This window comes from Aromatoleum tolulyticum (assembly GCF_900156155.1).
In the GTDB taxonomy this organism is placed as follows: Bacteria; Pseudomonadota; Gammaproteobacteria; order Burkholderiales; family Rhodocyclaceae; genus Aromatoleum; species Aromatoleum tolulyticum.
The window spans coordinates 208,116-233,070 of the sequence record NZ_FTMD01000003.1 but is presented as its reverse complement, the minus strand read 5'-3'; the positions used below and the strand labels follow the sequence as shown (position 1 = coordinate 233,070).

Below are 24,955 nucleotides of genomic sequence, written 5' to 3'. Positions count from 1 at the left end.
GAGCGACCGATTTCCGAGCCCGGCGGGTCGATTTCAGGCACGCCTTGAAGAATTCGCTTACGTTCGGCGCAGTGTGCCCCGTTCGACCGTCGCTGGTTTTGACGTATCCTCTGAGGATACCGAATGGCGTGGGGGGGGCGCTGTCGCCACGGATTCCTCCCCGCTTCGTACCCCTTAGTTTCGACGGCGGAGCAGCATGAACCTATACCCCGTAATCCTTTCCGGCGGGTCCGGCACCCGATTGTGGCCGCTCTCGCGCGAACAGTATCCGAAGCAACTGCTGGCGCTGATCGGTGACGACACCATGCTGCAGCAGACCGCGAGCCGGCTCGACGGCTTTTCCGGGAGCCTTCCCGTTTCGGCCGAGCCGATCGTCGTGTGCAACGAGGACTATCGCTTCATCACGGCCGAGCAGATGCGTGCGATCGGTCGTTCGGGGGGGCGCATCCTGCTTGAGCCGGTCGGCCGCAACACCGCGCCCGCGCTCACGCTGGCAGCCCTTTCGGTGGCGCGCGAAGACGGTGACGGGGTGCTTCTGGTCATGCCTGCCGACCATGTCGTGCGCGACCGCGAAGCCTTCCATCGTGCCGTCGCGATCGGCCTGGAGGCGGCGCAGGGGGGCGCGATGGTCGCCTTCGGTATCGTCCCGGAGCGTGCGGAAACCGGCTACGGCTACATCCGCTCCGGCAGCGAATGCAGTCCGGGCGTGTGCGAGGTCGTCGCCTTCGTCGAGAAACCGGATGCAGACACGGCGGCGGAATATGTCGCGAGCGGCGACTATCTGTGGAACAGCGGCCTGTTCATGGTGCGCGCCAGCGTATGGCTGAAGGCCATCGGCCACTTCAATCCGGCGATGCTGGCCGCCTGCGAGGCGAGTGTGGACGGCGCAGTTCGCGACATTGACTTCGTGCGCGTCGGGCGGGGCGCGTTCGAGGCGTGCCCATCCGACTCGATCGACTACGCGGTGATGGAGAAACTTGCCGCCACACCCGAACTGGGCATTGCGCCGCGTGTCGTGCCGATGTCCGTAGGGTGGTCCGACGTCGGCGCCTGGGATGCGCTTTGGGCGCTTGCGGAGAAGGACGACACCGGCAATGCGGCGCGCGGCGATGTCGTTTTCGAGGGCACTACCGACTGTCTCGTGCATGCAACCAGCCGTATGGTCGCATGCGTCGGGGTGGACGGGCTCGTCGTCGTCGAAACTCCCGATGCCGTGATGGTTGCGCACAAGGACCACACGCAGGACGTCAAGAAGATCGTTTCACGCCTCAAGGCGGACAATCGCAGCCAGGTTTACGCACATCGCAAGATCCACCGGCCGTGGGGCTGCTACGACTCGATCGACAACGGACAGCGCTTCCAGGTCAAGCACATCGAAGTCAAGCCGGGTGCGGCGCTCAGCCTGCAGATGCACCACCACCGTGCCGAGCACTGGATCGTCGTGCGGGGCACGGCGAAGGTCACGCGCGGCGATGAAACCTTCCTGCTCACCGAAAATCAGTCGACCTACATCCCGCTGGGGGTCACCCATCGCCTCGAGAATCCGGGAAAGTTGATGCTCGAGATGATCGAGGTCCAGTCAGGGAGCTATCTCGGCGAAGACGACATCGTGCGCTTCGAGGATACCTACGGCCGCAAGTAGCTGGAGGCTGTTTCGGACGGGCCTTGCGCCCGTCCGAAAGCCGGGGCTGTTCCCGCTTACCAGAGTTGCCACCACGGACGGCCGTCCTTCGGGCCACCCGCGTAATACACGCTGTTGGGGAAGTTCTTGCGCATCACGCGTTCGGCATCGTCACGCAGGTCGCCCATGCCCAGCGCGTCGTAGCTCTTGACCAGCACGAACAACGCCTCCTCGGTCGCCGGGGCGTTCGGGTAGGTCTTGATGGTCGCCTGCGCCCGGTTGATGGCAGCCACATAGGCGCCGCGCTTGTAGTAGTAGCGCGCGACATGTACCTCGTGCTGGGCGAGCGAGTTCACCAGATACTGCATGCGCTGCCGTGCATCTTCGGCGTAGCGGCTGTTCGGGAAGCGGTTCACAAGCTGGCCGAAGGTGTCGAAGGACTCCTGCGCGGCCTTCGGATCCCGCTCGGAAAGGTCCTGGTTCGACAGTCCGGCAAGCAGGCCGAGGTCCTCGTTGAAGGTCGCGAGACCCTTCAGGTAGTACATGTAATCCGCATTCGGATGGTTGGGATGCAGCTTGATGAAGCGATCCGCCGCCGCGATGGCCAGCGCCGGCTCGTACGACTTGTAGTGGGCGTAAGCGACCTCGATCTGCGCCTGTTGGGCGTAACGGCCGTACGGGAAACGTGCCTCGAGCTTTTCGAAGAGCTTGATGGCCTGCTCGTAGGAACCGTCGGCCATGTAGTTCTTCGCTTCCGAGTACAGTTTCTGGGCATTCCAGCCCGCCGTCTCGTCGATCTGTTCCGGCAACAGGCCGCATCCGCCGAGCAGCAATGCACCGATAACCGCTAAACTTCCAAGGGTGAACCTGGCCATCGAAAAAACTCGCGTGAATGAACCGGACGATTATAGCCCACTGGACGAGGCTGCTTCGCACCACAGGCTGACGATACCAGGCGACTGTGCCGGACTGCGGCTGGATCAGGCCCTCGCGCGCCTGTTTCCCGCGCACTCGCGCAGTCGCCTGCAAGGCTGGCTCAAATCCGGGCGCGTCAGCCTCAACGGCGGCCTGCATGATGCAAAGTTCAAGGTGTGGGGTGGAGAAATTCTCGAAGTCGATGCGGCACCAGCTCCCGAGGAGGTCGCCGAGACACCCGAGGACATCCCGCTCGCCATCGCCTACGAGGACGCCCATATCCTGGTCATCGACAAGCCGGTCGGCCTCGTCGTGCATCCCGGCAGCGGCAACTGGAGCGGGACGCTTCTCAATGCGCTGCTGCACCACGCTCCGGAACTTGCCAGCATACCGCGTGCCGGCATCGTGCATCGCCTCGACAAGGATACCAGCGGCCTGATGGTCGTCGCACGGACCCTCGAGGCGCAGACCGACCTCGTGCGCCAGCTCCAGGCACGCTCCGTCAGTCGTCACTATCTCGCGCTCGTGCATGGAACGGTAACCGGTCCCGGCATCGTCGATGCATCGATCGGCCGGCACCCGTCGCAGCGCACGAAGATGGCCGTACATTCGGCAGGACGTGTGGCAGTGACGCGCTATTCCGTGCGCGAACACTTCGCCCGCGCGACCCTTGTCGAGTGCCGACTCGAGACCGGACGCACACATCAGATCCGCGTACATATGGCGCACATCGGCCATCCGCTGGTCGGTGATGCGACCTACGGCCGGCGGCGCAGCGGCAGCGCAGTCCTGGATGCCTTCCCGCGCCAGGCGCTGCATGCCTTCCGCCTGGGCCTCACTCACCCCGCAAGCGGAGAGGAAATGGCCTGGGAATCGTCATTGCCCGAAGATTTCGAGAGCCTTCTTGCAATCATCCGCGCGGAGACGCCTGCATGAGTCCAGACTGGTTCGAACCCGACTGGCCCGCTCCCGAGCGCGTGCGCGCGCTGGTCACCACGCGCCACGGCGGCGTCAGCGAGGGGGCCTGGGCGAGCATGAATCTGGCTAGCCACGTCGGTGACTCACCGATCGCGGTCGCCCGCAACAGGGCCATCCTGCGCGCCGTCGTGCCGTCGGAGCCATGCTGGCTGGAGCAGGTTCACGGCACCGACGTGTGGGATGCCGCAGGCACGGACGCGGACGGCATTCCGCCGCGTGCCGACGCTTCCGTCGCGCGCAAGGCCGGAACGGTATGTGCCGTGATGACGGCGGACTGCCTGCCGGTGCTGTTCTGCGATGACGACGGCTCGGTCGTGGCTGCCGCCCACGCCGGATGGCGCGGGCTGGCAGCGGGCGTCCTCGATGCGACGGTGGCACGCATGAATGTAGTGCCCGCGCGCATCATGGCGTGGATGGGCCCCGCCATCGGGCCGGATGCCTTCGAGGTCGGCAGCGAGGTGCGGGAACGCTTCGTTTCCGACGACAAAGATGCCGCGCGTGCGTTCTTTCCGGCGGAGCTGCCCGGCAAGTGGTATGCGGACCTGTTCGAACTCGCGCGTCGGCGCCTGCGTGCGATCGGAGTCGAGCGGGTGTACGGGGGCGACGTGTGCACATACTCCGACCCCTTGCGTTGGTTCTCCTACCGCCGCGACGGGGTGACGGGCCGGCTGGCTTCGCTGGTATGGCTCTCGGATTGACGGCCAGCCTTTCCGGCTATTGATCGATATTCGAATCGGTTCTATCGTTCGACGGTGCAGCGTTCGCGTCTTCGCGGCGGGCTGCCGCGCGGCGGCGAGCCGGGGTTCCGGCAAGCCAGAGGAAGAGGGCCAGCGGTCCGAGCCCCCAGAACACGAAGGTGAGTACGCCGCCAACGACCGTCGTGTCCGAGATCGCTGCGATCAGCACGACGTACAGCCAGGCGATTGCAATAATGTACATGGCGCCGATTCTACCCGCAGCGCGGGTATGGCGCCGGGGACCGTGCGCGGTCCGGGGAAAATCAAGGTGACCAGCGAATTCCGCATGCGTCCTAACCAGCGCCTCAGGAGGGGCTGATGTCCGAATCCGACAACAAACAGGGCAGCCCCGCCATCGAGGGAATGCTGCAGTTCGGCCAGGCGATGGCGCAGAACTTCTTTCAGGCCATCGCGCGCCAGCATGCGGTCATGCAGGACAGCAGCGGAGAGGCCGCGCCAAGCGTCACCATGCCGGAAACCGACGCGTTTGCGCGTCTGCAGCAGGATTTCGCCGCGCGCCACGTTGCGCTATGGACGACGATGCTGCAACTGAAGCCGGGCGAGAAGGCCGCCCCCGTCATTTCTCCTGAACCCGGGGACCGCCGGTTTTCCGCGCCCGAATGGAGCGAAAGCCCGCTCTTCGACTACGTCCGCCAGGCCTACCTGCTGAACGCGAGCTTCCTCAGTCAGGTTTCCGAAGAGCTGCCAATGGCCGACGGTCGCGCCAAGTCGCGCCTGCAGTTCCTGACCCGGCAATACGTCGATGCGCTGGCGCCGTCCAATTTCGCCGCGACGAATCCCGAATTCATCAAGACCGCCCTCGACACCGAAGGCGAGAGCATCACGCGTGGCATCAAGAACCTGATCGCCGATCTCGAAAAGGGCCGCGTGTCGATGACCGACGACGAAGCGTTCGAGGTCGGACGCAACATCGCCGTTTCGCCGGGGGCGGTCATCTACGAGAACGAGCTGATGCAGCTCGTCCAGTATGCGCCGCTCACCGACAAGGTCGCCCAGGTACCGCTGCTGATCGTGCCTCCCTGCATCAACAAGTTCTACATCCTCGACCTGCAGCCCGACAACTCGCTTGTGCGCTTCACGGTGGAGCAGGGGTTTACGGTCTTCCTCGTGTCGTGGAAGAACCCCAAGGCGGCGGAATCGACAGCGACCTGGGACGACTACCTCGAGAAGGGGCCCCTCAAGGCGCTCGAGGTCGTGCGTACCGTCACGCGCGTGAAGAAACCGAACGTGCTTGGATTCTGCGTCGGTGGCACGATATTGACGTCGGCGCTCGGTGTCGCGCGTGCGCGTGGCGAAGATCCCGTGGCGAGCCTGACGCTCATGACGACCCTGCTCGATTTTGCCGATGCGGGCGAACTCGGCTGTCTGGTCGACGAGGCGAGCGTGACGGCGCGCGAGGCTGCGATCGGCAAAGGGGGGCTGCTGCCCGGACAGGAGTTGGCGAACGTCTTTTCGGCGCTGCGTGCCAACGACCTCATCTGGCAGTACGTCGTCGGCAACTACCTGAAGGGCAACAAACCGGGCGCGTTCGACCTGCTGTACTGGAATTCCGACAGCACGAATCTGCCGGGGCCGTTCCTGACGTGGTATTTGCGTAACATGTATCTGGAAAATAACCTGCGCATGCCAGGCAAGCTCAAGATGCTCGGCGTGAAGGTCGATCTGGGCAAGGTCGACGTGCCGGCTTACCTGCTCGCGACGCGCGAGGATCACATCGTTCCGTGGAAGGGCGCCTACCTTTCGCGCGGACTGTTGGGCGGGGAAACCACCTTCGTGCTCGGTGCGAGCGGCCACATTGCCGGAGCAATCAATGCGGCGTCCAAGAATCGCCGCAGCTACTGGGTGAATTCCTCCGGCGCCGCCGACCCGGACGAATGGCTGGACGAGGCCGTCGAGCAGAAGGGCAGCTGGTGGCTGCACTGGATCGAATGGCTCAGGCCATACGGGGGCAAGCAGGTCGCGGCGCGCGGCCGGCTTGGCAATGCGAAGTACGCGCCGATCGAGCCCGCGCCCGGTCGTTACGTCAAGGAAAAGGCCTGACGCGCACAAACCGGCCCGGAACGAGAATTATGCAGCGGCAGCGGACACGGGGGGCGCTGCCGGAAGTGTCTGGAAACCCCTTGTGAATCGATCAACGGGAGAGGAGGAAGTTTATGGCAAGAGTTGCACTAGTGACCGGTGGCATGGGTGGCCTGGGCGAGGCGGTCTGCATCAAGCTCGCCGCGCTGGGCTACAGGGTCGTGACGACGCATTCCCCGGGCAACACCAAGGCCGCTGAGTGGCTGCAGACCATGAACAACATGGGCTACGGCTTCAAGGCCTATCCCTGCGACGTGTCGGATTTCGATTCGTGCAAGACCTGCGTCGAGACCGTCACCCGGGAAGTGGGGCCTGTGGACGTGCTGGTGAATAACGCCGGGATCACCCGCGACATGACCTTCAAGAAGATGACCAAGGCCGACTGGGATGCCGTCATCTCCACCAACCTCGACAGCGTGTTCAACATGACGAAGCAGGTCATGGACGGCATGGTCGAGCGCAAGTGGGGGCGTGTCATCAACGTTTCGTCGGTCAATGGCCAGAAAGGTGCATTCGGCCAGACCAATTACTCCGCTGCGAAGGCGGGGATGCATGGCTTCACCAAGGCGCTGGCACTGGAAGTTGCGCGTAGTGGCGTGACCGTCAACACCATCTCGCCGGGATACATCGGCACCAAGATGGTGACGGCCATCCCGCAGGAAATCCTTGAATCCAAGATCCTGCCGCAGATTCCGGTGTCGCGTCTGGGCAAGCCCGAGGAAATCGCCGGACTGGTGGCCTATCTCGCGTCCGAGGAGGCTGCCTTCGTGACCGGTGCGAACATCTCCATCAACGGCGGCCAGCACATGTTCTGACCGGGACCGTATCCGGTTCGCCAACGGCGCGTTTCCGAAAGGAGCGCGCCGTTTTATTTTCCTTTTGCAGTGCAGCAAACTCTTCGAAAAGTCCCTATAATTTACCGGCTTTGCGGTAATGCACTGCCGCACGGTTGCCAGAGGGGGCGCGCTGTGGGCGTTTGTCGCGCGACCGGACGCACCTCCCATCACCAATCTGCAAGAGGATTGCACCATGACTCAAAAAGTCGCACTCGTTACCGGCGCCATGGGCGGTTTGGGCACCGCGATCTGTCAGGCCCTGGCCAAGGACGGCCTGAAGGTCGTCGCCAACTGCCTGCCGGGTTTCCCGCAGAAGGATGAGTGGCTTGCCAAGCAGAAGGAAGTCGGTTTCGAGTTCATTGCTGCCGAAGGTGACGTGTCCGATTACGAATCCTGCAAGGCAATGGTCGCCAAGATCGAAGCCGAAGTCGGCGCGATCGACGTCCTGGTGAACAACGCCGGCATCACCCGCGACAAGTTCTTCCCCAAGATGGAGAAGGGCCAGTGGGATGCGGTGATCAACACCAACCTCAACAGCCTGTTCAATGTCACCCACCACGTCTCGCCGAAGATGGCCGAACGCGGCTGGGGGCGCATCATCAACATTTCCTCGGTGAATGGCGTCAAGGGGCAGGCGGGGCAGACCAACTACTCCACGGCCAAGGCCGGTGTGCTGGGCTTCACCAAAGCGCTCGCCGCCGAGCTGGCGACCAAGGGCGTCACCGTCAATGCCATCGCCCCGGGCTACATCGGCACCGAGATGGTCATGGCGATCCGCGAGGACATCCGCCAGGGCATCATCGACACGGTGCCGATGAAGCGTCTCGGCAAGCCCGAGGAAATCGGCGCGCTGTGCTCCTATCTCGCGTCCGATCTGGCTGGCTATGTGACCGGCGCGACCATCAACATCAACGGTGGCCTGCACATGTGCTGATGCAGTATTCCGCGTCCGCGGATCGCTGCGAGACCCCGCCGAACGGCGGGGTTTTTATTTCTGCACCGCGGTATAATTTTATCGAACGTGGAGAGCGGAATTGACCGCCGACGAGGAGAGGCATTGATGGCTGAGCAGTCGCGTCTTATCAAGAAGTATCCCAACCGCCGTCTGTACGACACCCGGACCAGTTCCTACATCACGCTGGCCGATGTGAAGGAACTCGTGCTGGGGCGGGAGGAGTTTCAGGTTGTCGATGCCAAGACCGGCGAGGATCTCACGCGCAGCATCCTCCTCCAGATCATCCTCGAGGAAGAGGCGGGCGGAGCGCCCATGTTTACCAGCGACCTGCTTGCGCACATGATCCGCTTCTACGGAAATGCGACGCAGGGGATGATGGGCAAGTACCTCGAGAACAACATCAAGGCCTTCACCGAAATGCAGGCCAAGCTGCAGGAACAGACGCAGGCGATCTATGGCGAGAACAGTCCGATCAGCCAGGATCTGTGGGCCCAGTTCCTCAATTTCCAGGGTCCCGCGCTGCAGAGCGTGATGGGCACCTACGTCGATCAGAGCAAGAAGATGTTCTCGCAGATGCAGGAGCAGATCGAGAACCAGACGCGCAGCATCTTCACCGGCTTCCCGTTCCCGAACTACGCCCCGGCCGCGAAGGAAGAGCAGGCCGCACCCCAGGCTGCCAAGGAAGTGAAGCCCGAGGCGCCTGCGGCGAAGACCGGCCGTTCGAGCCAGAAATAACAATCCGGCCGGGGCCATTCCGGACTCCGGTCGACACCCCCCTCAGAGCATGACCCAGCACAAAACTCCAGGCGTACCGCGAGTCGGTTTCGTCTCCCTCGGCTGCCCCAAGGCGACAGTCGACTCCGAACATATCCTCACGCGCCTGCGGGGCGAGGGCTACGAAATCTCCGGCAGTTATGACGACGCCGATCTCGTGGTCGTCAATACCTGCGGCTTCATCGATGCCGCCGTCGAGGAATCGCTCGACGCGATCGGCGAGGCTCTGGCCGAGAACGGCAAGGTCATCGTCACCGGCTGTCTCGGTGCCAAGGACGATGTCGTGATGGCGGCGCATCCGCAGGTTCTTGCCGTCACCGGCCCGCATGCGACCGACGCCGTGATGAAGGCGGTTCACCAGCACCTGCCCAAGCCGCACGATCCCTTCACCGACCTCGTGCCGCCGCAGGGCATCCGCCTCACGCCGAACCACTACGCCTATCTGAAGATCTCCGAAGGCTGCAACCACCGCTGCACCTTCTGCATCATTCCGTCGCTGCGCGGCGATCTCGTATCGCGCCCGATCCACGAAGTGATGCGCGAAGCGGAGTCCCTGGTGGATGCAGGCGTGAAGGAGCTTCTCGTCATCTCGCAGGACACCAGCGCGTACGGCGTGGACACCAAGTACCGCACCGGCTTCTGGAACGGGCGCCCGATCAAGACGCGGCTGCTCGACCTCGCGAAAGCGCTCGGCGAACTCGGCGTGTGGATCCGCATGCACTACGTCTATCCGTATCCCAGCGTGGACGACCTCATCCCGCTGATGGCCGAAGGCAAGATCCTCCCCTATCTGGACATCCCGTTCCAGCACGCCAGCCCGCGTATCCTCAAGGCCATGCGGCGCCCGGCGAACGCCGAGAACGTGCTCGAACGCATCCGTTCCTGGCGCAGCATCTGTCCGGACCTGACGATCCGCTCCACCTTCATCACCGGATTTCCTGGCGAGACTGACGAGGATTTCGAGCTGTTGCTGCAGTTCCTCGAGGAAGCGAAGCTCGACCGCGTCGGTGCGTTCGCGTACTCCCCCGTCGAGGGCGCCGAGGCGAATCAGCTGTCCGACCCGGTTCCCGACGAAGTGCGCGAGGAGCGCCGCATGCGCCTGATGGAGTTCCAGGAAGACATCTCGACCCAACGTCTCGAGCGCTGGATCGGTCGCGAGATAACCGTGCTCGTCGACGACATCGAGGAGGACGGCGCGATCGCCCGGTCGCCCGGGGATGCACCCGAGATCGACGGCCTGGTCATCATCCCGAATGGTGAGGGGCTCGAGCCCGGCGAGTTCGCCCGGGTGCGCATTACCGACTGCGACGTGCACGACCTGTACGCCGAGCCGATAGTCTGACAAGGCGCCTAGCCGATGTTCGAGCCGACGCCGCAGAATCCTGGCAAGTCCGGCCCCGTCATCGGATTGGCGCTCGGCAGCGGCGCGGCACGCGGCTGGGCCCACCTCGGAGTGCTGCGCGTACTTGCCCGCGAGGGGATCGAGCCGCAGATCATCTGCGGCTGTTCCATCGGCGCCTTCGTCGGTGCCGCCATGGCATCGGGCGACCTCGATAAGCTCACTCAGTGGGCCGAGGCGCTCAAGTGGCAGGATGTGGTCTCCCTGCTCGACGTGAGCCTGCGCGGCGGCCTCATCAAGGGCGAGAAACTCATCCAGTTCTTCGAACGCAACTTCGTCGACCGCGATTTCTCGCAGCTCGACCGCAGTTTCGCTTGCGTTGCGACCGAGCTCGAGACGGGACGCGAGATCTGGCTGCGCGAGGGTAGCGTCGCGCAGGCCGTGCGGGCGTCGATCGCTCTGCCCGGACTATTCACGCCCATCGTGCGCGACGGCCGTCTTCTCGTCGATGGCGGGCTCGTGAATCCCGTGCCCGTGTCGCTATGTCGTGCGATGGGGGCCGACGTGGTGATCGCGGTCGATCTGGGTTCGGACATGATCGGCAAGGCGTGGCGTGCCACGCCGGTCGAGCAGGTCGAAGAGACCTCCGAGGGCTGGACGGAGCGCCTCTTTGCGCGTCTCGGCCTCCCGACGAACGGAAACGGCAATGGACGCGCCGTCCAGGCGGCCGGTGCCGACGCATCGCTCCCGTCCCTGATGACCGTGCTCACCTCCAGCATCAACATCATGCAGGTGCGCATCGCACGCAGCCGCCTGGCGGGCGAGCCCGCCGAGGTGCAGATTTCTCCAAGGCTCGCGCACATCGGCACGATGGACTTCCACCGTGCCCGTGAGGCGATCGCGGAAGGTGAGGCCGCGGTCACGGGCATGTTGCCGGCTCTGCGCTACGTGCTCGGGCGTACGGTTGCGGGAGATGCGGTATGAACGACGTGGTCGGGGCGCTGGCCGGGGCTGTAGGAATGTCGCACGTGATTCACGATGCGGCGGCCATGGTTCCTTATCTCACGGACTGGCGCGGACGTTACACCGGCCGCGCGATCGCTGTCGTAAAGCCCGGTAACACCCGGGAAACCGCAGACGTCGTGCGCATCTGCGCGTCCGCGAGAGTTCCGATGGTGCCGCAGGGGGGCAACACGGGGTTGTGTGGCGGGGCGACGCCGCTTGCCGATGGTGAGTCGGTCGTGATCAGCATGGCACGCATGAACCGCATACGGGCGGTTGATGGCGCGAACAATGCGCTCGTCGCGGAAGCGGGGTGCACGCTAGCGGCGGTCCAGCAAGCCGCCGAGGCGGCCAGCCGGCTGTTTCCGCTCTCGCTCGCGTCGGAGGGAAGCTGCCTCGTCGGCGGCAACATCTCGACGAACGCCGGTGGCGTGCAGGTCTTGCGTTACGGGAACATGCGCGAGCTGGTGCTCGGCGTCGAGGTCGTGCTTCCTGACGGGCGCATCTGGGACGGGTTGCGTGCCTTACGCAAGGACAACACCGGTTACGATCTCAAGCAGCTCTTCATCGGTGCCGAGGGAACTCTGGGTATCGTCACCGCAGCGGCCCTCAAGCTGTTTCCGCGTCCGCGCTCAAGCGCGACCGCTTGGGTTGCCGTTCCCGACCCGCAGGCTGCAGTCGCCCTGTTGGCCCTGCTGCGCGATCGCTGCGGGGAGCGCGTCAATGCGTTCGAACTCGTCGGCCGACCCGCTCTAGAGCTCGTGCTGCGCCACATTCCCGCGATGCGCGCGCCGCTTGCGGGGGCTCACGACTGGCATGTGCTCGTCGAAGTCGCCGACGCACTCGATGGTGCGGCGCTGGATGACATGCTCGAGCGCGCGATCGCCGGCGCGATCGAAACCGGTCTGGCGGTCGATGGCGCCGTCGCGTCCAGTCTCGGTCAAGCGCGGGCCCTGTGGTCCTTGCGCGAGAACATCTCCGAGGCGCAAAAGATCGAAGGGGTCAGCATCAAGCACGACATTTCCGTGCCTGTCAGCCGCATCCCCGAATTCCTGCAGCGGGCGCGGGCGGCGCTGACGGCGATGTGGCCTGATGTGCGCATCGTCGCGTTCGGTCACATCGGCGACGGGAACCTGCACTACAACCTGTCCATGCCAGGCGCCTTCGACAATGCCGGGTTCGTGGCCCGAACGGGCGAGGTCAATCGCATCGTTCATGACCTCGTTGCCGCACTGAACGGTTCGATCTCGGCCGAGCATGGCATTGGCCAATTGAAACGCGACGAGAACGCCCGCTACAAGTCCGACGTCGAACTCGACCTGATGTGGACCGTGAAACGGGCTCTCGATCCGCACGGGCTGATGAATCCCGGGAAAGTCGTCTGATTTCGAAAAAAGTGAAAGTTCGGGGTTTACAGCCTCGGGGTGGCACCCTATAATGCGCGCTCTTTCGCCGTCGGGGGTATAGCTCAGCTGGGAGAGCGCTTGCATGGCATGCAAGAGGTCAGCGGTTCGATCCCGCTTACCTCCACCAGTCGAAAGAATTGCAGTCCCCATCGTCTAGAGGCCTAGGACACCGCCCTTTCACGGCGATAACCGGGGTTCGAATCCCCGTGGGGACGCCAGTATGCAGCGAGGCGTTGAGTTATAATGGCGGCTCGCAAGCCGGTCTGTAAGGCCGGGCAAGAGGTCAGCGCGGAGTGGTAGTTCAGTTGGTTAGAATACCGGCCTGTCACGCCGGGGGTCGCGGGTTCGAGCCCCGTCCACTCCGCCAACAACAATGCAGACGTTAGTCCAAATGCATTGGCAGTATCGGTTTAAAGTGCTTGCGGTTGGTAGCGCCAGAAGCTAGAATGCGCAGCTCTGTTGGGGGTATAGCTCAGCTGGGAGAGCGCTTGCATGGCATGCAAGAGGTCAGCGGTTCGATCCCGCTTACCTCCACCAACGAAGCAACAAGACGTTGTCCCCATCGTCTAGAGGCCTAGGACACCGCCCTTTCACGGCGATAACCGGGGTTCGAATCCCCGTGGGGACGCCAGATCAAGCAAGGCGTCGAGCAGACGAATTGCAGTCGGCAAGTAAAGCCGGCAACTGGTCAGCGCGGAGTGGTAGTTCAGTTGGTTAGAATACCGGCCTGTCACGCCGGGGGTCGCGGGTTCGAGCCCCGTCCACTCCGCCAACAAATGAAATGGGAGCCTTAGGGCTCCCATTTTTTTCGTCCCTGCATATCCGTTTCCCGAAGTCGGACCATCTGAAGAGCTGCGCGCTTGTGCTGTCATGGGTGCCGCCGCGGACAGCTCATGCTGGCTGACGTCTCGACATTGCGTTATAGTTCCATACGCATCAGTATGGTCCCGGCCAGCGATGGGTCGGGGCGTTACTTACCAAGGGAGCGGGATCAATGAATCTAACGAAGATCGGCGTCGTAGGCGCCGGCACGATGGGTAACGGCATTACCCAGGCATTTGCGGTAGCCGGGTTCGACGTGGTGATGATGGACGTCGCGGAGGCGGCGGTGCAACGTGGTCTGGCCACTCTGACCGCGAGCTTCGATCGTCTGATCAAGAAGGAGAAGATGACCGAGGCGCAGAAAGCGGAGGCTCTTGCGCGTATCGCGACGGCCAGCGACGTCGGGGCGCTTGCGGATTGCGATCTGGTGATCGAGGCGGCGACCGAGAACCTCGATCTGAAGCTGAAGATATTTGCGCAGCTCGATGCAGCGGTGAAAGCCGACGCCGTGCTGGCATCGAACACCTCCTCGATCTCGATCACCAAGCTCGCAGCTTCGACCCGGCGCGCGGACAAGGTCGTCGGCATGCACTTCTTCAATCCGGTGCCCATGATGGCGCTGGTCGAGCTGATCCGTGGCCTGCAGACGTCCGATGCGACCTATGCGGCGGTCGAGACGGTCGCGAAGGCGATCGGTAAGACCCCCGTCCAGGTGCGCAACAGCCCGGGTTTCGTCGTCAATCGCCTGTTGTGCCCGATGATCAACGAGGCGATATTTGCGTTGGGTGAAGGGCTTGCCACGGCCGCCGAGATCGACGAGGCAATGAAGCTCGGATGCAATCACCCGATCGGACCGCTGGCCCTCGCCGACATGATCGGGCTCGACGTCGAACTGGCGGTGATGCAGGTCCTGTTCGAAGGTTTCAAGGATCCGAAATACCGCCCTGCGCCGCTGCTCGTCGAAATGGTCGAGGCGGGCTATCTCGGGCGCAAGTCGGGCAAGGGCTTCTACGACTACAAGTAAGCGCGTTGCGGCCCTCGTGGCCTCGTGTCCCGGTCAGGGAAAACAAAAACGCCACCGACGAGGTGGCGTTTTTTCTTGTTGCCGTTCCGATCAGCCGCGGCGCATCGCGTCGAAGAACTCCGCATTGCTCTTGGTTGCCTTGACCTTGTCCATCAGGAATTCCATCGCATCGATGTCATCCATGCCGTACAGCAGCTTGCGCAACACCCAAACCTTCTGCAGCACGTCCGCCTTCATGAGCAGCTCTTCGCGACGAGTCCCGGAGCGGTTGACGTTGATGGCCGGATACACGCGCTTCTCGGCCATGCGGCGATCGAGGTGCAATTCCATGTTGCCGGTACCCTTGAATTCCTCATAGATCACCTCGTCCATCCGGCTTCCGGTGTCGATCAGGGCTGTCGCGATGATGGTCAGCGAGCCACCTTCCTCGATATTCCGCGCCGCGCCGAAGAAACGCTTGGGCTTCTGCAGGGCGTTGGCGTCGACGCCGCCGGTGAGCACCTTGCCGGAGGCCGGTACCACGGTGTTGTAGGCCCGCGCGAGGCGCGTGAGCGAATCGAGCAGGATTACGACGTCCTTCTTGTGTTCGGTGAGTCGCTTGGCCTTTTCAATGACCATCTCGGCGACCTGCACATGGCGCGAAGCGGGTTCGTCGAAGGTGGATGCCACCACCTCGCCTTTGACCGAGCGCTGCATTTCGGTGACTTCTTCGGGGCGCTCGTCGATCAGAAGGACAATGAGGGCGACGTCCGGGTGGTTGGCCGAGATGGCGTGGGCGATGTGCTGCAGCATCACGGTCTTGCCGCTCTTCGGCGGAGCGACCAGGAGGCCCCGCTGGCCCTTGCCGATCGGCGCGATCATGTCGATGATCCGGCTCGTGATGTTCTCCTCGCCACGAATGTCTCGCTCGAGCTTGAGGCATTCGTTCGGGTGCAGCGGAGTCAGGTTCTCGAACAGGATCTTGTGCTTGCAGTTCTCGGGCGGTTCGCCGTTGATCTTGTCGAGCTTGACGAGGGCGAAGTAGCGCTCGCCGTCCTTCGGGGTGCGGATCTCGCCCTCGATGGTATCGCCGGTGTGCAGGTTGAAGCGGCGGATCTGTGACGGCGAGACATAGATGTCGTCGGTGCCGGCGAGGTAGGAGATGTCCGGCGAACGCAGAAAGCCGAAGCCGTCGGGGAGGACTTCGAGCGCCCCGTCACCGTATATGGGTTCCCCCTTCTTGGCCCTGTTCTTGAGCAGGGCAAATACCAGTTCCTGCTTGCGCAGGCGGTTTGCGCCTTCGATTTCGTTGGCGACCGCCATTTCGAGCAATTGGCTGACGTGGAGGGACTTGAGCTCCGATAAATGCATGGCGAAGGGCGCGACGGGGCGCAGATGGATGAAACCGGTGAGGGGGATGCTACGGAAGGTACTGCTGCGGCGCCGGAAGGCCGGCTTCGGGAGCGGGGGGCGCCGCGCAGGCAGGGCTGGACTTTAGCCCCGGTCAGAGATTGCTGTCAATGAAGGCGGTGAGTTGCGACTTGGAAAGCGCGCCGACCTTGGTGGCCTCGACGTTGCCGCCCTTGAACAGCATCAGCGTCGGAATGCCGCGAATGCCGAACTTGGCCGGGGTTTCCTGGTTTTCATCGATGTTCAGCTTGGCGACCTTGAGCTTGCCCGCATATTCCTTGGCGATGTCGTCGAGGATCGGGGCGATCATCTTGCACGGACCGCACCATTCGGCCCAGTAATCGACCAGCACCGGGGTTTGTGCCTGGAGCACCTCGGCCTCGAAGTTGCCGTCGGTGACGTAATGGATGTGCTCGCTCATGATTCCTCGCATCAAGGTCTTGCTGTCTTTCGGATTGGGAGTCGGGCCGGTACGGCCCTCGGAGACAGTGGCAGGAGAGGCCTGCCACTTCAGAGTGTCGGGAAAAGTTATGCCAAGCCGTCCCGTCCGTCAAGCATTTCGCCCTTTTTTCGCCGCCTGTGCTGTCGGGGTTTGCCCGTCCCTGTGTCAAAACGGCGAAGGTCTCGGCTATATTGTCGAAAAAGCAGGCGCGCCCAGGGCGGCGCGTGCCGGCTTGACCAACTGGAGTGAACGACGATGGCCTACGTAGTGACAGAAGCCTGCATCCGCTGCAAATACACTGACTGTGTGGATGTGTGCCCCGTGGACTGCTTCCGCGAAGGTGCGAATTTTCTCGTGATCGATCCAGCGGAGTGCATCGACTGCACCCTGTGCGTGGCCGAATGTCCGGTAGAGGCCATCTACGCCGAGGACGACGTGCCCGAAGGCCAGCGCCATTTCATCGCCCTCAACGCTGAGCTTGCGAAGGAATGGAAGCCGATCGTCGAGCGCAAGGATCCTCTGTCGGATGCCGACGAGTGGGCTGCCCGCAAGGACAAGCTGGGCGAACTGAAGCGCTGAGGTCGTGGGCGGGAGGCCTTTGACGGCGGTCCGATCGTGCGTCTGAGTGGTCTTTTCCTGATCGGGACTATGCAATATCATGCACTTGGGTCAGTTGATATGAATTTGGAAAGGGGATTGGCATGCTGGTGAGCGAGATTCTTGCGATCAAGGGCAAGGTGCTCTACACCATAGCGCCGAACAAGAGCCTTGCCGAGGCGGTCGAAATCATGACCGAGCAGGATGTCGGTTCGCTCGTGGTCTTTTCGCACGGCCAGATGGTCGGCATGCTGACCTTCCGCGAAGTGCTGGTTGCGGTGCATAAGGGTGGCGCCGAGTGGGGGAAGATGGCGATCGAGGAGGCGATGCTGTCCGGTCCCATCGCGGCATCGCCGAACATGGAAATGGACGAGCTGCGACGTCTCATGGTGGAGCATCGGCAGCGCTATCTGCCGGTGATGGACGGGACGACGCTGCTCGGGGTCGTTTCCTTCCACGACGTGGCCAAGGCAGTACTCGAGGAGCAAAGTTTCGAGAACCGCATGCTCAAGAATTACATCCGGAACTGGCCACAGGAGCCGGGCGAAGAGGCCTGAGGCAAGGCAGGCCGGTTCTGCCGCAGTTCCATCCTCGCGCCGGGAAGTGCGAGGGGCAAGGCACAAGACGACCTTCGCCCGATGAGGCGAAGGCATGCAGCTGGAAGCCGGCGGCGCCGACGAGGCGTTGCCGGGACTGCCTCGGGAGGGCACCGCCGGACGTTGCGGTCCGGCGCCATTTCCAACTGTTGGAGGAGTGCTGTGGAAAAGATCTGGCTCAAGAGCTATCCGCCCGGAATTCCCGCGGAAATCGACGTAAACGAGTTTGCGTCACTTGCCGACGTATTTTCCAGGGGGGTGCGCCAGTTCGCCGACCGCATCGCCTACGTGAATATGGGCAAAACCATCACGTATGCAGAACTGGACCGGCGTTCGGCGCAGTTCGCGGGTTATCTGCAGGGGGAGTTGAAGCTGCCGCGCGGGGCCCGCGTGGCGCTGATGATGCCCAATCTCCTGCAGTACCCGATCGCGATGTTCGGCGCATTGCGTGCCGGCTACACGGTCGTAAACGTAAATCCGCTCTACACGGCGCGAGAACTGGAGCACCAGCTCGGGGATTCGGGTGCGGACACGATCGTCATCGTGGAGAATTTCGCCCGCACGCTCGAGGACGTCCTGCAGCGCCTGCAGGTGCGCAACGTGGTGGTGACCAGCCTCGGCGAGTTGCTCGGTTTTCCGAAGGGCATGCTGGTCGATTTCGTCGTGCGCCACGTGAAGAAGATGGTGCCGTCGTGGAAGATTCCCGGATACGTGCGGTTTTCAGAGGCGCTGGCGACGGGCGGACGACATCCGTTGCAGGCGGTGGAGATCGGTCATGATGACGTCGCCTATCTCCAATATACCGGCGGCACGACCGGCGTCGCGAAGGGCGCGGTCCTGACGCATGGCAACATCATCGCAAACCTGCAGCAAGCGCATGCCTGGATCAAGCCCTACCTGCGAAAGGAGGGGGAGATCATCATCACGGCATTGCCGCTGTATCACATCTTCTCGCTGACGGCGAACTGCCTCACCTTTTTCAAGGTCGGCGCGATGAACGTGCTGATCACCAATCCGCGGGATATCCCGGGGTTCGTCAAGGAACTCGCGAAATACCGGTTTACGGCGATCACCGGTGTGAACACCCTGTTCAACGCGCTTCTGAACAACGAGGACTTCAGCAAGCTCGATTTTTCGTCCCTGCACATCACGCTGGGCGGCGGCATGGCCGTGCAGCAGGCAGTGGCCGAAAAGTGGCGCCGCGTGACCGGCCGCCCGCTCGTGGAGGCATATGGTCTGACGGAGACGTCTCCGGCGGTGACGATCAATCCGCTCGACTTGCCGCAGTTCAATCACTCCATCGGACTGCCGGTTTCGTCGACGGAGGTCAGCATCCGTGGCGACAATGGAGAGGAGGTGCCGCTGGGGCAACCGGGCGAACTGTGCGTGCGCGGCCCGCAGGTGACGCGGGGATACTGGCAGCGGCCGGAGGAGACGGCCAATGCCTTCACCGCGGACGGTTTCCTGCGTACCGGCGATGTGGCGACCATTGACGAGCGCGGCTTCGTCCGCATCGTCGATCGCAAGAAGGACATGATTCTCGTGTCGGGCTTCAACGTCTTTCCGAACGAGGTCGAGGATGTCATCGCCGGCCATCCGGGGGTGCTCGAGGTGGCTGCCGTCGGGGTTCCGGACGAACGGACCGGCGAGGCGGTGAAGGTGTTCGTCGTGCGCAAGGATCCTGCCTTGACGAAGGAGGACATCGTCGCGCACTGCCGTACGAATCTGACGGCGTACAAGGTGCCGCATCTGGTCGAGTTCCGCGAGGAGCTGCCGAAGACGAACGTCGGAAAGATCCTGCGGCGACTCCTGCGCGACGGGCAGGCTTGAGCAAAGGTGCTTGTGTTTCCGTCGAGCCTGTGTTTAGATTTGAGCCTTAACTGTTTGTCTTTGTCCCGATGACCCATCTGGTTCGTGCCCTCGTTGTAGTCGCCCTGTCCGTACGCGTAGTAGTAGGCGTAGGCGGCCGCGCGTCTCGAGGGTAAGGACAGAAGCAAACAAGAGATTCCAACCCCCGCCGGCGCGCAAGCCCGGCGGGGGTTTTTGTTTTTGCGCCGCCGGTTTTGATGCCCGACACCGAACCGAAGGAGCGCAAGATGATGCAAATGACCGGCGCCGAGTTGATCGTGCGCCTGCTTGAACGGCAGGGTATTCGTACCATTGCAGGAATCCCCGGGGGGGCCATCCTGCCCCTGTACGATGCCTTGTCCGGTAGCGACATCATCCGTCACGTGCTCGCTCGTCACGAGCAAGGGGCGGGCTTCATGGCGCAAGGCATGGCGCGGGTGTCCGGGCGTCCGGAAGTGTGTTTCGCGTCCAGCGGTCCGGGCGCGACGAATCTGGTGACCGCGATCGCGGATGCGCGTCTCGATTCGATTCCCATGGTCGCGATCACGGGCCAGGTGCCGCTGTCGATGATCGGCACGGATGCCTTCCAGGAAGTCGATATCTACGGCATGACCGTGCCGATCACCAAGCACAACTTCCTCGTCCGTTCGGCCACGGAACTGCTTGAAGTCATCCCGCAGGCATTCCGCATCGCGATGTCCGGCCGCCCCGGGCCGGTGCTCATTGACGTTCCGAAGGACGTGCAGAATCAGTTGGTGAGCTTCGAGGCCTACCCCGAGCCGGCCGTGCCGGATCCGGTGCCCGCTCTGGACATGGTCGCGATCGAGACGGCTGCGAAGATGATCGACGAGGCGGAGCGTCCCGTACTGTATCTGGGCGGGGGCGTCGTGCATTCGGGGGCCTCGCGGCTGGCGGTCACGCTGGCGGAGCAGGCCGGACTGCCGACGACGATGACGCTGATGGCGCTGGGCACGATGCCGGTCGATCATCCGCTGTCCATCGGCATGCTCGGCATGCACGCCGCGCGTTACACGAATTTCGTTCTCGAGGAATCGGACCTGCTGATCTGCGTCGGCGCGCGCTTCGACGACCGCGCGATCGGCAAGGCGGCGCAATTCTGTCCCAATGCGCAGATCATCCATATCGACATCGATCCGGCAGAGCTGCACAAGATCAAGACGGCGCACGTGGCGATCAACGGCGATGTTGCGACCGTGCTGGCGGCTCTGCTCCCGCGCGTGAAGCAAAGCCTGCGCAAGCGCTGGCTGTCGCACGTGGATAGCCTGAAGTCGCGTTTCCCGATGGTGATGCCGGGGCGCGACGATCCCCGCGCCCACTATGGTCTGGTGCATGCGGTCGCCGCCGCTCTGGACGACGAGGCCGTCATCGCGACCGACGTCGGGCAGCACCAGATGTGGGTCGCCCAGGCCTATCCGTTCCGGCGTCCGCGCCAGTGGCTGACCTCGGGGGGCCTCGGAACGATGGGCTTCGGAGTCCCGGCGGCGATCGGCGCCGCGCTTTCCGAACCCGATCGTACCGTGGTGTGCTTTACCGGAGACGGGAGCTTCAAGATGAATATCCAGGAGCTCGCGACGCTCGCCGAGGAGGGGCTGAACGTCAAGATCGTGCTGATGAACAACAACTCGCTTGGTCTCGTGTATCAGCAGCAGAACCTTTTTTACGGCAAACGCGTGTTTGCGTCGAAGTACCGCGGCGAACCCGATTTCGTGAAGATCGCCGAGGGCTTCGGCATAGCGGCTGTGGATCTGGATAGTTCGCCGAATCCGCGCGCGACGCTCGCGCAGGCGCTGCAAAGCCGCGGACCGTGCCTGATCCATGCGTCGATCAGCCGCGAGGAATTCGTTTATCCGATGGTGCCGCCGGGCGCTGCCAATACTGAAATGATCGGAGGTTGAACATGATCGAACAAGTCGCCGAGCCTTTGCAGCAACAAGGTTTCGCCAAGGTGGTGCTGGAACTCGAAGTGAATAATCACCCGGGCGTGATGAGTCACATCTGCAACCTGTTCGCCCGCAGGGCGTTCAACGTCGAGGGCATCCTGTGCATGCCGATGTCCGACACCAGCCGCAGCCGCATCTGGCTGCTGGTGTTCGAGGATCAGCGTCTCGAGCAGATGGTGCTGCAGGTCGAGAAGTTGGTCGACGTGCTTTCCGTGCGTCGCCACGGCGCCGAGCACGAGGTATTCGAGCGTCTCGAGAAGTACTTCCATTGAGGTCGGGCCGGGCGTGTCGCCCGGCCGCCTGTCGGAAGGGGCGAAACGGCGCTGTGCTAAACTGCAAAACTCCTTCCGATTCACGTTCTGGTCGAGATTGCGATGTCCGGCAACACCCTAGGTAAACTCTTTTGTGTCACCTCCTTCGGTGAGTCCCACGGACCCGCGATCGGCTGCGTCGTCGATGGCTGTCCGCCGGGACTGCCGATTTCGGCCGAAGAGATCCAGGTCGAACTCGATCGCCGCAAACCGGGTACCTCGCGCCACGTGACTCAGCGCCGCGAGCCGGACGAGGTGGAGATCCTGTCGGGGGTGTTCGAGGGGGTGACGACCGGTACGCCGATCGCCCTTCTGATCCGCAATCAGGATCAACGCTCGCGTGACTACGGCAACATCTCCGAGACCTTCCGTCCCGGACATGCCGACTACGAGTACTGGCAAAAATACGGGATTCGCGACTATCGCGGAGGCGGTCGCTCGTCTGCGCGCGAGACGGCGGTGCGGGTGGCGGCCGGCGCGATCGCGCGGAAGTGGTTGCAGGAGCGCTACGGCATCGTGATTCGCGGCTTCATGTCGCAGCTCGGTCCCATCCCGATCCCCTTCGTGAGCTGGGACGAGGTTTCGCGTAACCCGTTCTTCGCGCCCAATGCCGGAATCGTTCCGCAACTCGAGGCCTACATGGACGAGTTGCGCAAGTCCGGGGATTCGATCGGCGCGCGTATCGACGTCGTCGCCACGGGCGTTCCGGTGGGCTGGGGCGAACCCGTCTATGACCGGCTCGACGCCGACATCGCGTATGCGATGATGGGCATCAACGCCGTGAAGGGGGTCGAGATCGGCGCCGGCTTCGAGTGCGTGACGCAGCACGGCACCGAACATTCCGATGAGATGACGCCAGAGGGCTACCTGACGAACAACGCGGGTGGCGTGCTCGGCGGCATTTCGAGCGGTCAGGACATCATCGTGAGCATGGCGGTGAAGCCGACCTCCAGCATCCGTCTCGATCGCCGCTCGATCGACAAGCAGGGCAAGCCCGTGATCGTGAATACGCACGGGCGGCACGACCCCTGCGTCGGCATCCGCGCAACCCCGATCGCCGAGGCGATGCTGGCCATCGTGCTGATGGATCATGCATTGCGCCATCGCGCGCAATGCGGCGACGTGATGACCGAAACGCCCAGGATCGCGCGGCTGGCGCCACAGGGTGTGCAGCGCGTCCCTCCGCCGCGCGCCTGACGGGGCCGGATTGTCGGTGTCGAATTCCGGTGCCCTTGCCGGCTTCCGGGGCGTGAGGGGCTGAATTGCATCAAGGCGTCGCGGCGGTTCCCTACTGGCGTCTTTCGGCCTACTACTTTTCCTATTTCGCGTTCGTCGGCGCCTTTTCGCCCTATTTCACGCTCTACTTGCAGTCGATCGCGCTGTCGGCGACCGACATCGCGCTGTTGATGTCGTTGATGCAGGTGATGCGCGTGCTGGCTCCGAACATGTGGGGCTGGCTGGCCGAGCGCTTTGGCCGGCGGCTCGCCATCATCCGCGTGTCGGCGTGGGCGAGCCTCGTCGGCTTCTGTGTCTTCTTCTTCACAACGCGTTTCGAAGGGCTGTTCCTGGCCATGGCCCTGATGGCTTTCTTCTGGAGCGCCGCGCTGCCGCTGGTAGAAAGTCTGACGTTCGCCCATCTGGGGGCGCACTCCGGGCGATACGCCAGTATCCGCGTGTGGGGATCGGTCGGGTTCATCGCCGCTGTGCTCGGGCTCGGATACATGCTCGATTTCCTCCCGCTCCAATCGGTGCTGTGGATCACTGCGGCGATCCTCGCAGCGATCGCCCTGTGCGCGGCGGCGCTGCCCGAGGCCGCGCGACCGCTCGCCCATCGCGAGAGCGCGAGCCTGCATGAGACGCTCCGGCGCCCCGAGGTTCGGGCGCTCCTGGTCGCGTGCTTCCTGATGTCGGCCGCACACGGTGCGCTGTACGTGTTCTATTCGATATTCCTCGTCGATCACGGCTACGACAAGTCGGTGGTCGGCTGGATGTGGTCACTCGGCGTGGTCGCCGAGATCGTGGTCTTCATGTTCATGCCGAGGCTGCTGCGCCGCTATTCGATGCGCGCGATCCTGGTCTTCGCGTTTGCGTGCGCCGTCGTGCGCTTTGCGGCGATCGGCTGGGGCGTCGGGTCGCTTGCGGTGCTGGTGTTTGCCCAGCTCCTGCACGGAGCAACCTTCGGTGCCTACCATGCGGCGGCGATCGCGGCGGTGAACCAGTGGTTTCGCGGCAAGCTGCAGTCGCACGGGCAGGCCCTCTACGGAAGTATTTCCTTTGGTGCGGGAGGGATGCTGGGCGGGCTTGTGAGCGGATTTACGTGGGAAACCGTGGGGCCGGCGTGGACCTATACTCTGGGTTCGCTATTCGCGCTGGCAGGTCTCGCCTGGCTGATGCTGGGCTGGCGTAGCGGAGAGGAGTCGATGATGGACGGAGGGCTCGGATGATGTGTCGATTTGCGACGATGATGTCGGTTGCCGCGGCTGCGTGGCTCATGTCTGCCTGCCAGACGGTGCAGACGACCGGTGGCGGCGCCGTGGGCGTCGATCGCGGCCAGATGATGATGGTGTCGGCCGCGGAGGTCGAGCAGGCCTCCGGCAAGCAGTACCAGCAAGTGATGGGCGAGGCGCGCCAGAAGGGCGTGCTCAACCGCGATCCGGCGCAGCTGGCACGCGTGCGCGCAATCTCCAATCGCCTGATTCCCCAGTCCGCCGTGTTCCGCCGGGATGCCGCGCAGTGGCAATGGGAGGTCAATGTGATCCACACCGACGAGCTCAACGCATGGTGTATGGCGGGGGGCAAAATGGCGGTTTACTCCGGCCTCATCGATCAGCTGAAACTCACCGACGACGAGCTCGCTGCGGTAATGGGGCACGAGATCGCGCATGCCTTGAGGGAGCATTCGCGCGAGCAGATTTCGAAGGCAATGGTGACCAGCGTGGGGGCGTCCGTCGCGGGGGCGATCCTCGGCGTCGGACAGCTCGGTACGGATCTCATGGGCATGGTCGGCAAGGTGACCTTCGAGCTGCCGAATTCGCGCCTGCATGAAACAGAGGCCGATCGCATCGGCGTCGAGCTTGCCGCACGTGCGGGCTACGACCCGCGGGCCGCCGTCAGCCTGTGGGACAAGATGGCGTCACGCTCGAACGGCGGTCCGCCGCAGTGGCTTTCGACTCACCCCGGGCACGACACGAGGCGCAAGGATCTCGGCGAGTACGCCCAGCGGGTCATGCCGCTCTACGAGCAGGCGCGCCACTGAGGTCGGCGCCGCGAAGGTCCGGCCCGCCTATCCAGTCGGCGACGCG

23 protein-coding genes and 6 tRNA genes are annotated in these 24,955 nt (G+C 63.4%); 25 read left to right on the top strand and 4 right to left on the bottom strand.

Features of this window, described 5'->3' with window-relative positions:
* Positions 1-196: 196 nt before the first annotated feature.
* Positions 197-1,642, top strand: a complete 1,446-nt coding sequence (locus BW991_RS06100; protein WP_076601206.1) for a mannose-1-phosphate guanylyltransferase/mannose-6-phosphate isomerase — start codon at positions 197-199, stop codon at positions 1,640-1,642.
* A 56-nt stretch (positions 1,643-1,698) separates the two neighbouring features.
* Here the strand turns inward: BW991_RS06100 and BW991_RS06095 are convergent, their stop codons facing one another.
* Positions 1,699-2,496 carry an outer membrane protein assembly factor BamD gene (locus BW991_RS06095; protein WP_076601205.1) on the bottom strand — a complete coding sequence of 266 codons (798 nt, stop codon included), beginning with the start codon at positions 2,494-2,496 and terminating at the stop codon, positions 1,699-1,701.
* Positions 2,497-2,509: 13 nt separating this feature from the next.
* Between BW991_RS06095 and rluD the strand changes: the two genes are divergently transcribed.
* A complete protein-coding gene (rluD, locus tag BW991_RS06090) occupies positions 2,510-3,472 on the top strand; it encodes a 23S rRNA pseudouridine(1911/1915/1917) synthase RluD (RefSeq protein WP_244551623.1) in 963 nt (320 codons plus the stop codon).
* The gene (gene pgeF, locus BW991_RS06085; RefSeq protein ID WP_076601203.1) at positions 3,469-4,212 is read left to right on the top strand and encodes a peptidoglycan editing factor PgeF; all 744 of its coding nucleotides are present in this window, start codon (positions 3,469-3,471) and stop codon (positions 4,210-4,212) included. Before rluD ends, pgeF begins: the two co-directional genes overlap by 4 nt.
* Positions 4,213-4,228: 16 nt before the next feature.
* Here the strand turns inward: pgeF and BW991_RS06080 are convergent, their stop codons facing one another.
* Positions 4,229-4,453 (bottom strand): hypothetical protein, encoded by a 225-nt coding sequence (locus BW991_RS06080; RefSeq protein WP_076601202.1) that lies wholly within the window; start codon positions 4,451-4,453, stop codon positions 4,229-4,231.
* 116 nt (positions 4,454-4,569) lie between these two features.
* Between BW991_RS06080 and phaC the strand changes: the two genes are divergently transcribed.
* The 14 genes from phaC (at position 4,570) to BW991_RS06010 (ending at position 14,509) form a co-directional block, all read left to right on the top strand.
* Positions 4,570-6,312, top strand: a complete 1,743-nt coding sequence (phaC, locus tag BW991_RS06075) for a class I poly(R)-hydroxyalkanoic acid synthase (RefSeq protein ID WP_076601201.1) — start codon at positions 4,570-4,572, stop codon at positions 6,310-6,312.
* Between the two features lie 113 nt (positions 6,313-6,425).
* Positions 6,426-7,166 (top strand): acetoacetyl-CoA reductase, encoded by a 741-nt coding sequence (phbB, locus tag BW991_RS06070; protein WP_076601200.1) that lies wholly within the window; start codon positions 6,426-6,428, stop codon positions 7,164-7,166.
* A 214-nt stretch (positions 7,167-7,380) separates the two neighbouring features.
* Positions 7,381-8,121, top strand: a complete 741-nt coding sequence (phbB, locus tag BW991_RS06065; protein WP_076601199.1) for a beta-ketoacyl-ACP reductase — start codon at positions 7,381-7,383, stop codon at positions 8,119-8,121.
* Between the two features lie 126 nt (positions 8,122-8,247).
* Complete coding sequence (gene phaR / locus BW991_RS06060; RefSeq protein WP_076601198.1) at positions 8,248-8,877, top strand: polyhydroxyalkanoate synthesis repressor PhaR; 630 nt, start codon at positions 8,248-8,250, stop codon at positions 8,875-8,877.
* A 49-nt stretch (positions 8,878-8,926) separates the two neighbouring features.
* Positions 8,927-10,258, top strand: a complete 1,332-nt coding sequence (gene rimO, locus BW991_RS06055; protein WP_076601197.1) for a 30S ribosomal protein S12 methylthiotransferase RimO — start codon at positions 8,927-8,929, stop codon at positions 10,256-10,258.
* A 15-nt stretch (positions 10,259-10,273) separates the two neighbouring features.
* Positions 10,274-11,239, top strand: a complete 966-nt coding sequence (gene rssA, locus BW991_RS06050) for a patatin-like phospholipase RssA (RefSeq protein WP_076601196.1) — start codon at positions 10,274-10,276, stop codon at positions 11,237-11,239.
* Positions 11,236-12,642, top strand: a complete 1,407-nt coding sequence (locus BW991_RS06045) for an FAD-binding oxidoreductase (protein ID WP_076601195.1) — start codon at positions 11,236-11,238, stop codon at positions 12,640-12,642. The genes rssA and BW991_RS06045 overlap by 4 nt, the downstream gene beginning before the upstream one ends.
* Positions 12,643-12,714: 72 nt before the next feature.
* Positions 12,715-12,790 (top strand) — tRNA-Ala (locus BW991_RS06040).
* 15 nt (positions 12,791-12,805) lie between these two features.
* Positions 12,806-12,881: transfer RNA gene (locus tag BW991_RS06035), tRNA-Glu, on the top strand.
* A 72-nt stretch (positions 12,882-12,953) separates the two neighbouring features.
* Positions 12,954-13,030 (top strand) — tRNA-Asp (locus BW991_RS06030).
* A 94-nt stretch (positions 13,031-13,124) separates the two neighbouring features.
* Positions 13,125-13,200 (top strand) — tRNA-Ala (locus BW991_RS06025).
* A gap of 18 nt (positions 13,201-13,218) precedes the next feature.
* Positions 13,219-13,294, top strand: a tRNA-Glu gene (locus tag BW991_RS06020).
* Positions 13,295-13,358: 64 nt separating this feature from the next.
* Positions 13,359-13,435: transfer RNA gene (locus tag BW991_RS06015), tRNA-Asp, on the top strand.
* Positions 13,436-13,657: 222 nt separating this feature from the next.
* Positions 13,658-14,509, top strand: coding sequence for a 3-hydroxybutyryl-CoA dehydrogenase (locus tag BW991_RS06010; protein WP_076601194.1), 852 nt, complete (start codon positions 13,658-13,660; stop codon positions 14,507-14,509).
* Positions 14,510-14,599: 90 nt separating this feature from the next.
* Here BW991_RS06010 and rho read toward each other — a convergent pair whose 3' ends face one another.
* Together rho and trxA are read right to left on the bottom strand one after the other, a co-directional pair.
* Positions 14,600-15,859, bottom strand: coding sequence for a transcription termination factor Rho (gene rho, locus BW991_RS06005; RefSeq protein ID WP_076601193.1), 1,260 nt, complete (start codon positions 15,857-15,859; stop codon positions 14,600-14,602).
* 133 nt (positions 15,860-15,992) lie between these two features.
* Positions 15,993-16,319, bottom strand: a complete 327-nt coding sequence (gene trxA, locus BW991_RS06000; RefSeq protein WP_050416668.1) for a thioredoxin TrxA — start codon at positions 16,317-16,319, stop codon at positions 15,993-15,995.
* 276 nt (positions 16,320-16,595) lie between these two features.
* Here trxA and fdxA point away from each other — a divergent pair, with 276 nt between their 5' ends.
* The 8 genes from fdxA to BW991_RS05960 all read left to right on the top strand — a co-directional run bounded on the left by fdxA (position 16,596) and on the right by BW991_RS05960 (position 24,909).
* Positions 16,596-16,919, top strand: a complete 324-nt coding sequence (fdxA, locus tag BW991_RS05995) for a ferredoxin FdxA (RefSeq protein WP_076601192.1) — start codon at positions 16,596-16,598, stop codon at positions 16,917-16,919.
* A gap of 122 nt (positions 16,920-17,041) precedes the next feature.
* Positions 17,042-17,494: a CBS domain-containing protein gene (locus tag BW991_RS05990; RefSeq protein ID WP_076601191.1), complete on the top strand. Its 453-nt coding sequence runs from the start codon at positions 17,042-17,044 to the stop codon at positions 17,492-17,494.
* 201 nt (positions 17,495-17,695) lie between these two features.
* On the top strand, positions 17,696-19,363 hold the full coding sequence (locus BW991_RS05985) for a long-chain-fatty-acid--CoA ligase (RefSeq protein ID WP_076601190.1): 1,668 nt from the start codon (positions 17,696-17,698) through the stop codon (positions 19,361-19,363).
* 266 nt (positions 19,364-19,629) lie between these two features.
* Positions 19,630-21,297 (top strand): acetolactate synthase large subunit, encoded by a 1,668-nt coding sequence (gene ilvB / locus BW991_RS05980; RefSeq protein ID WP_076601361.1) that lies wholly within the window; start codon positions 19,630-19,632, stop codon positions 21,295-21,297.
* Positions 21,298-21,299: 2 nt separating this feature from the next.
* Positions 21,300-21,614 carry an acetolactate synthase small subunit gene (ilvN, locus tag BW991_RS05975; protein ID WP_076601189.1) on the top strand — a complete coding sequence of 105 codons (315 nt, stop codon included), beginning with the start codon at positions 21,300-21,302 and terminating at the stop codon, positions 21,612-21,614.
* Between the two features lie 102 nt (positions 21,615-21,716).
* The gene (gene aroC, locus BW991_RS05970) at positions 21,717-22,850 is read left to right on the top strand and encodes a chorismate synthase (RefSeq protein WP_076601188.1); all 1,134 of its coding nucleotides are present in this window, start codon (positions 21,717-21,719) and stop codon (positions 22,848-22,850) included.
* Between the two features lie 65 nt (positions 22,851-22,915).
* A complete protein-coding gene (locus BW991_RS05965) occupies positions 22,916-24,097 on the top strand; it encodes an MFS transporter (RefSeq protein ID WP_076601187.1) in 1,182 nt (393 codons plus the stop codon).
* The gene (locus tag BW991_RS05960) at positions 24,094-24,909 is read left to right on the top strand and encodes a M48 family metallopeptidase (protein WP_076601186.1); all 816 of its coding nucleotides are present in this window, start codon (positions 24,094-24,096) and stop codon (positions 24,907-24,909) included. Before BW991_RS05965 ends, BW991_RS05960 begins: the two co-directional genes overlap by 4 nt.
* Positions 24,910-24,955 lie beyond the last annotated feature (46 nt).

What these genes read in the sequence shown, in the direction of transcription:
- BW991_RS06100 (WP_076601206.1), top strand. Translation starts at nt 197, where the DNA reads ATGAACCTATACCCCGTAATCCTTTCCGGCGGGTCCGGCACCCGATTG.
- BW991_RS06095 (WP_076601205.1), bottom strand. Translation starts at nt 2,496, where the DNA reads ATGGCCAGGTTCACCCTTGGAAGTTTAGCGGTTATCGGTGCATTGCTG.
- pgeF (WP_076601203.1), top strand. Translation starts at nt 3,469, where the DNA reads ATGAGTCCAGACTGGTTCGAACCCGACTGGCCCGCTCCCGAGCGCGTG.
- BW991_RS06080 (WP_076601202.1), bottom strand. Translation starts at nt 4,453, where the DNA reads ATGTACATTATTGCAATCGCCTGGCTGTACGTCGTGCTGATCGCAGCG.
- phaC (WP_076601201.1), top strand. Translation starts at nt 4,570, where the DNA reads ATGTCCGAATCCGACAACAAACAGGGCAGCCCCGCCATCGAGGGAATG.
- phbB (WP_076601200.1), top strand. Translation starts at nt 6,426, where the DNA reads ATGGCAAGAGTTGCACTAGTGACCGGTGGCATGGGTGGCCTGGGCGAG.
- phbB (WP_076601199.1), top strand. Translation starts at nt 7,381, where the DNA reads ATGACTCAAAAAGTCGCACTCGTTACCGGCGCCATGGGCGGTTTGGGC.
- phaR (WP_076601198.1), top strand. Translation starts at nt 8,248, where the DNA reads ATGGCTGAGCAGTCGCGTCTTATCAAGAAGTATCCCAACCGCCGTCTG.
- rimO (WP_076601197.1), top strand. Translation starts at nt 8,927, where the DNA reads ATGACCCAGCACAAAACTCCAGGCGTACCGCGAGTCGGTTTCGTCTCC.
- rssA (WP_076601196.1), top strand. Translation starts at nt 10,274, where the DNA reads ATGTTCGAGCCGACGCCGCAGAATCCTGGCAAGTCCGGCCCCGTCATC.
- BW991_RS06045 (WP_076601195.1), top strand. Translation starts at nt 11,236, where the DNA reads ATGAACGACGTGGTCGGGGCGCTGGCCGGGGCTGTAGGAATGTCGCAC.
- BW991_RS06010 (WP_076601194.1), top strand. Translation starts at nt 13,658, where the DNA reads ATGAATCTAACGAAGATCGGCGTCGTAGGCGCCGGCACGATGGGTAAC.
- rho (WP_076601193.1), bottom strand. Translation starts at nt 15,859, where the DNA reads ATGCATTTATCGGAGCTCAAGTCCCTCCACGTCAGCCAATTGCTCGAA.
- trxA (WP_050416668.1), bottom strand. Translation starts at nt 16,319, where the DNA reads ATGAGCGAGCACATCCATTACGTCACCGACGGCAACTTCGAGGCCGAG.
- fdxA (WP_076601192.1), top strand. Translation starts at nt 16,596, where the DNA reads ATGGCCTACGTAGTGACAGAAGCCTGCATCCGCTGCAAATACACTGAC.
- BW991_RS05990 (WP_076601191.1), top strand. Translation starts at nt 17,042, where the DNA reads ATGCTGGTGAGCGAGATTCTTGCGATCAAGGGCAAGGTGCTCTACACC.
- ilvB (WP_076601361.1), top strand. Translation starts at nt 19,630, where the DNA reads ATGATGCAAATGACCGGCGCCGAGTTGATCGTGCGCCTGCTTGAACGG.
- ilvN (WP_076601189.1), top strand. Translation starts at nt 21,300, where the DNA reads ATGATCGAACAAGTCGCCGAGCCTTTGCAGCAACAAGGTTTCGCCAAG.
- aroC (WP_076601188.1), top strand. Translation starts at nt 21,717, where the DNA reads ATGTCCGGCAACACCCTAGGTAAACTCTTTTGTGTCACCTCCTTCGGT.
- BW991_RS05960 (WP_076601186.1), top strand. Translation starts at nt 24,094, where the DNA reads ATGATGTGTCGATTTGCGACGATGATGTCGGTTGCCGCGGCTGCGTGG.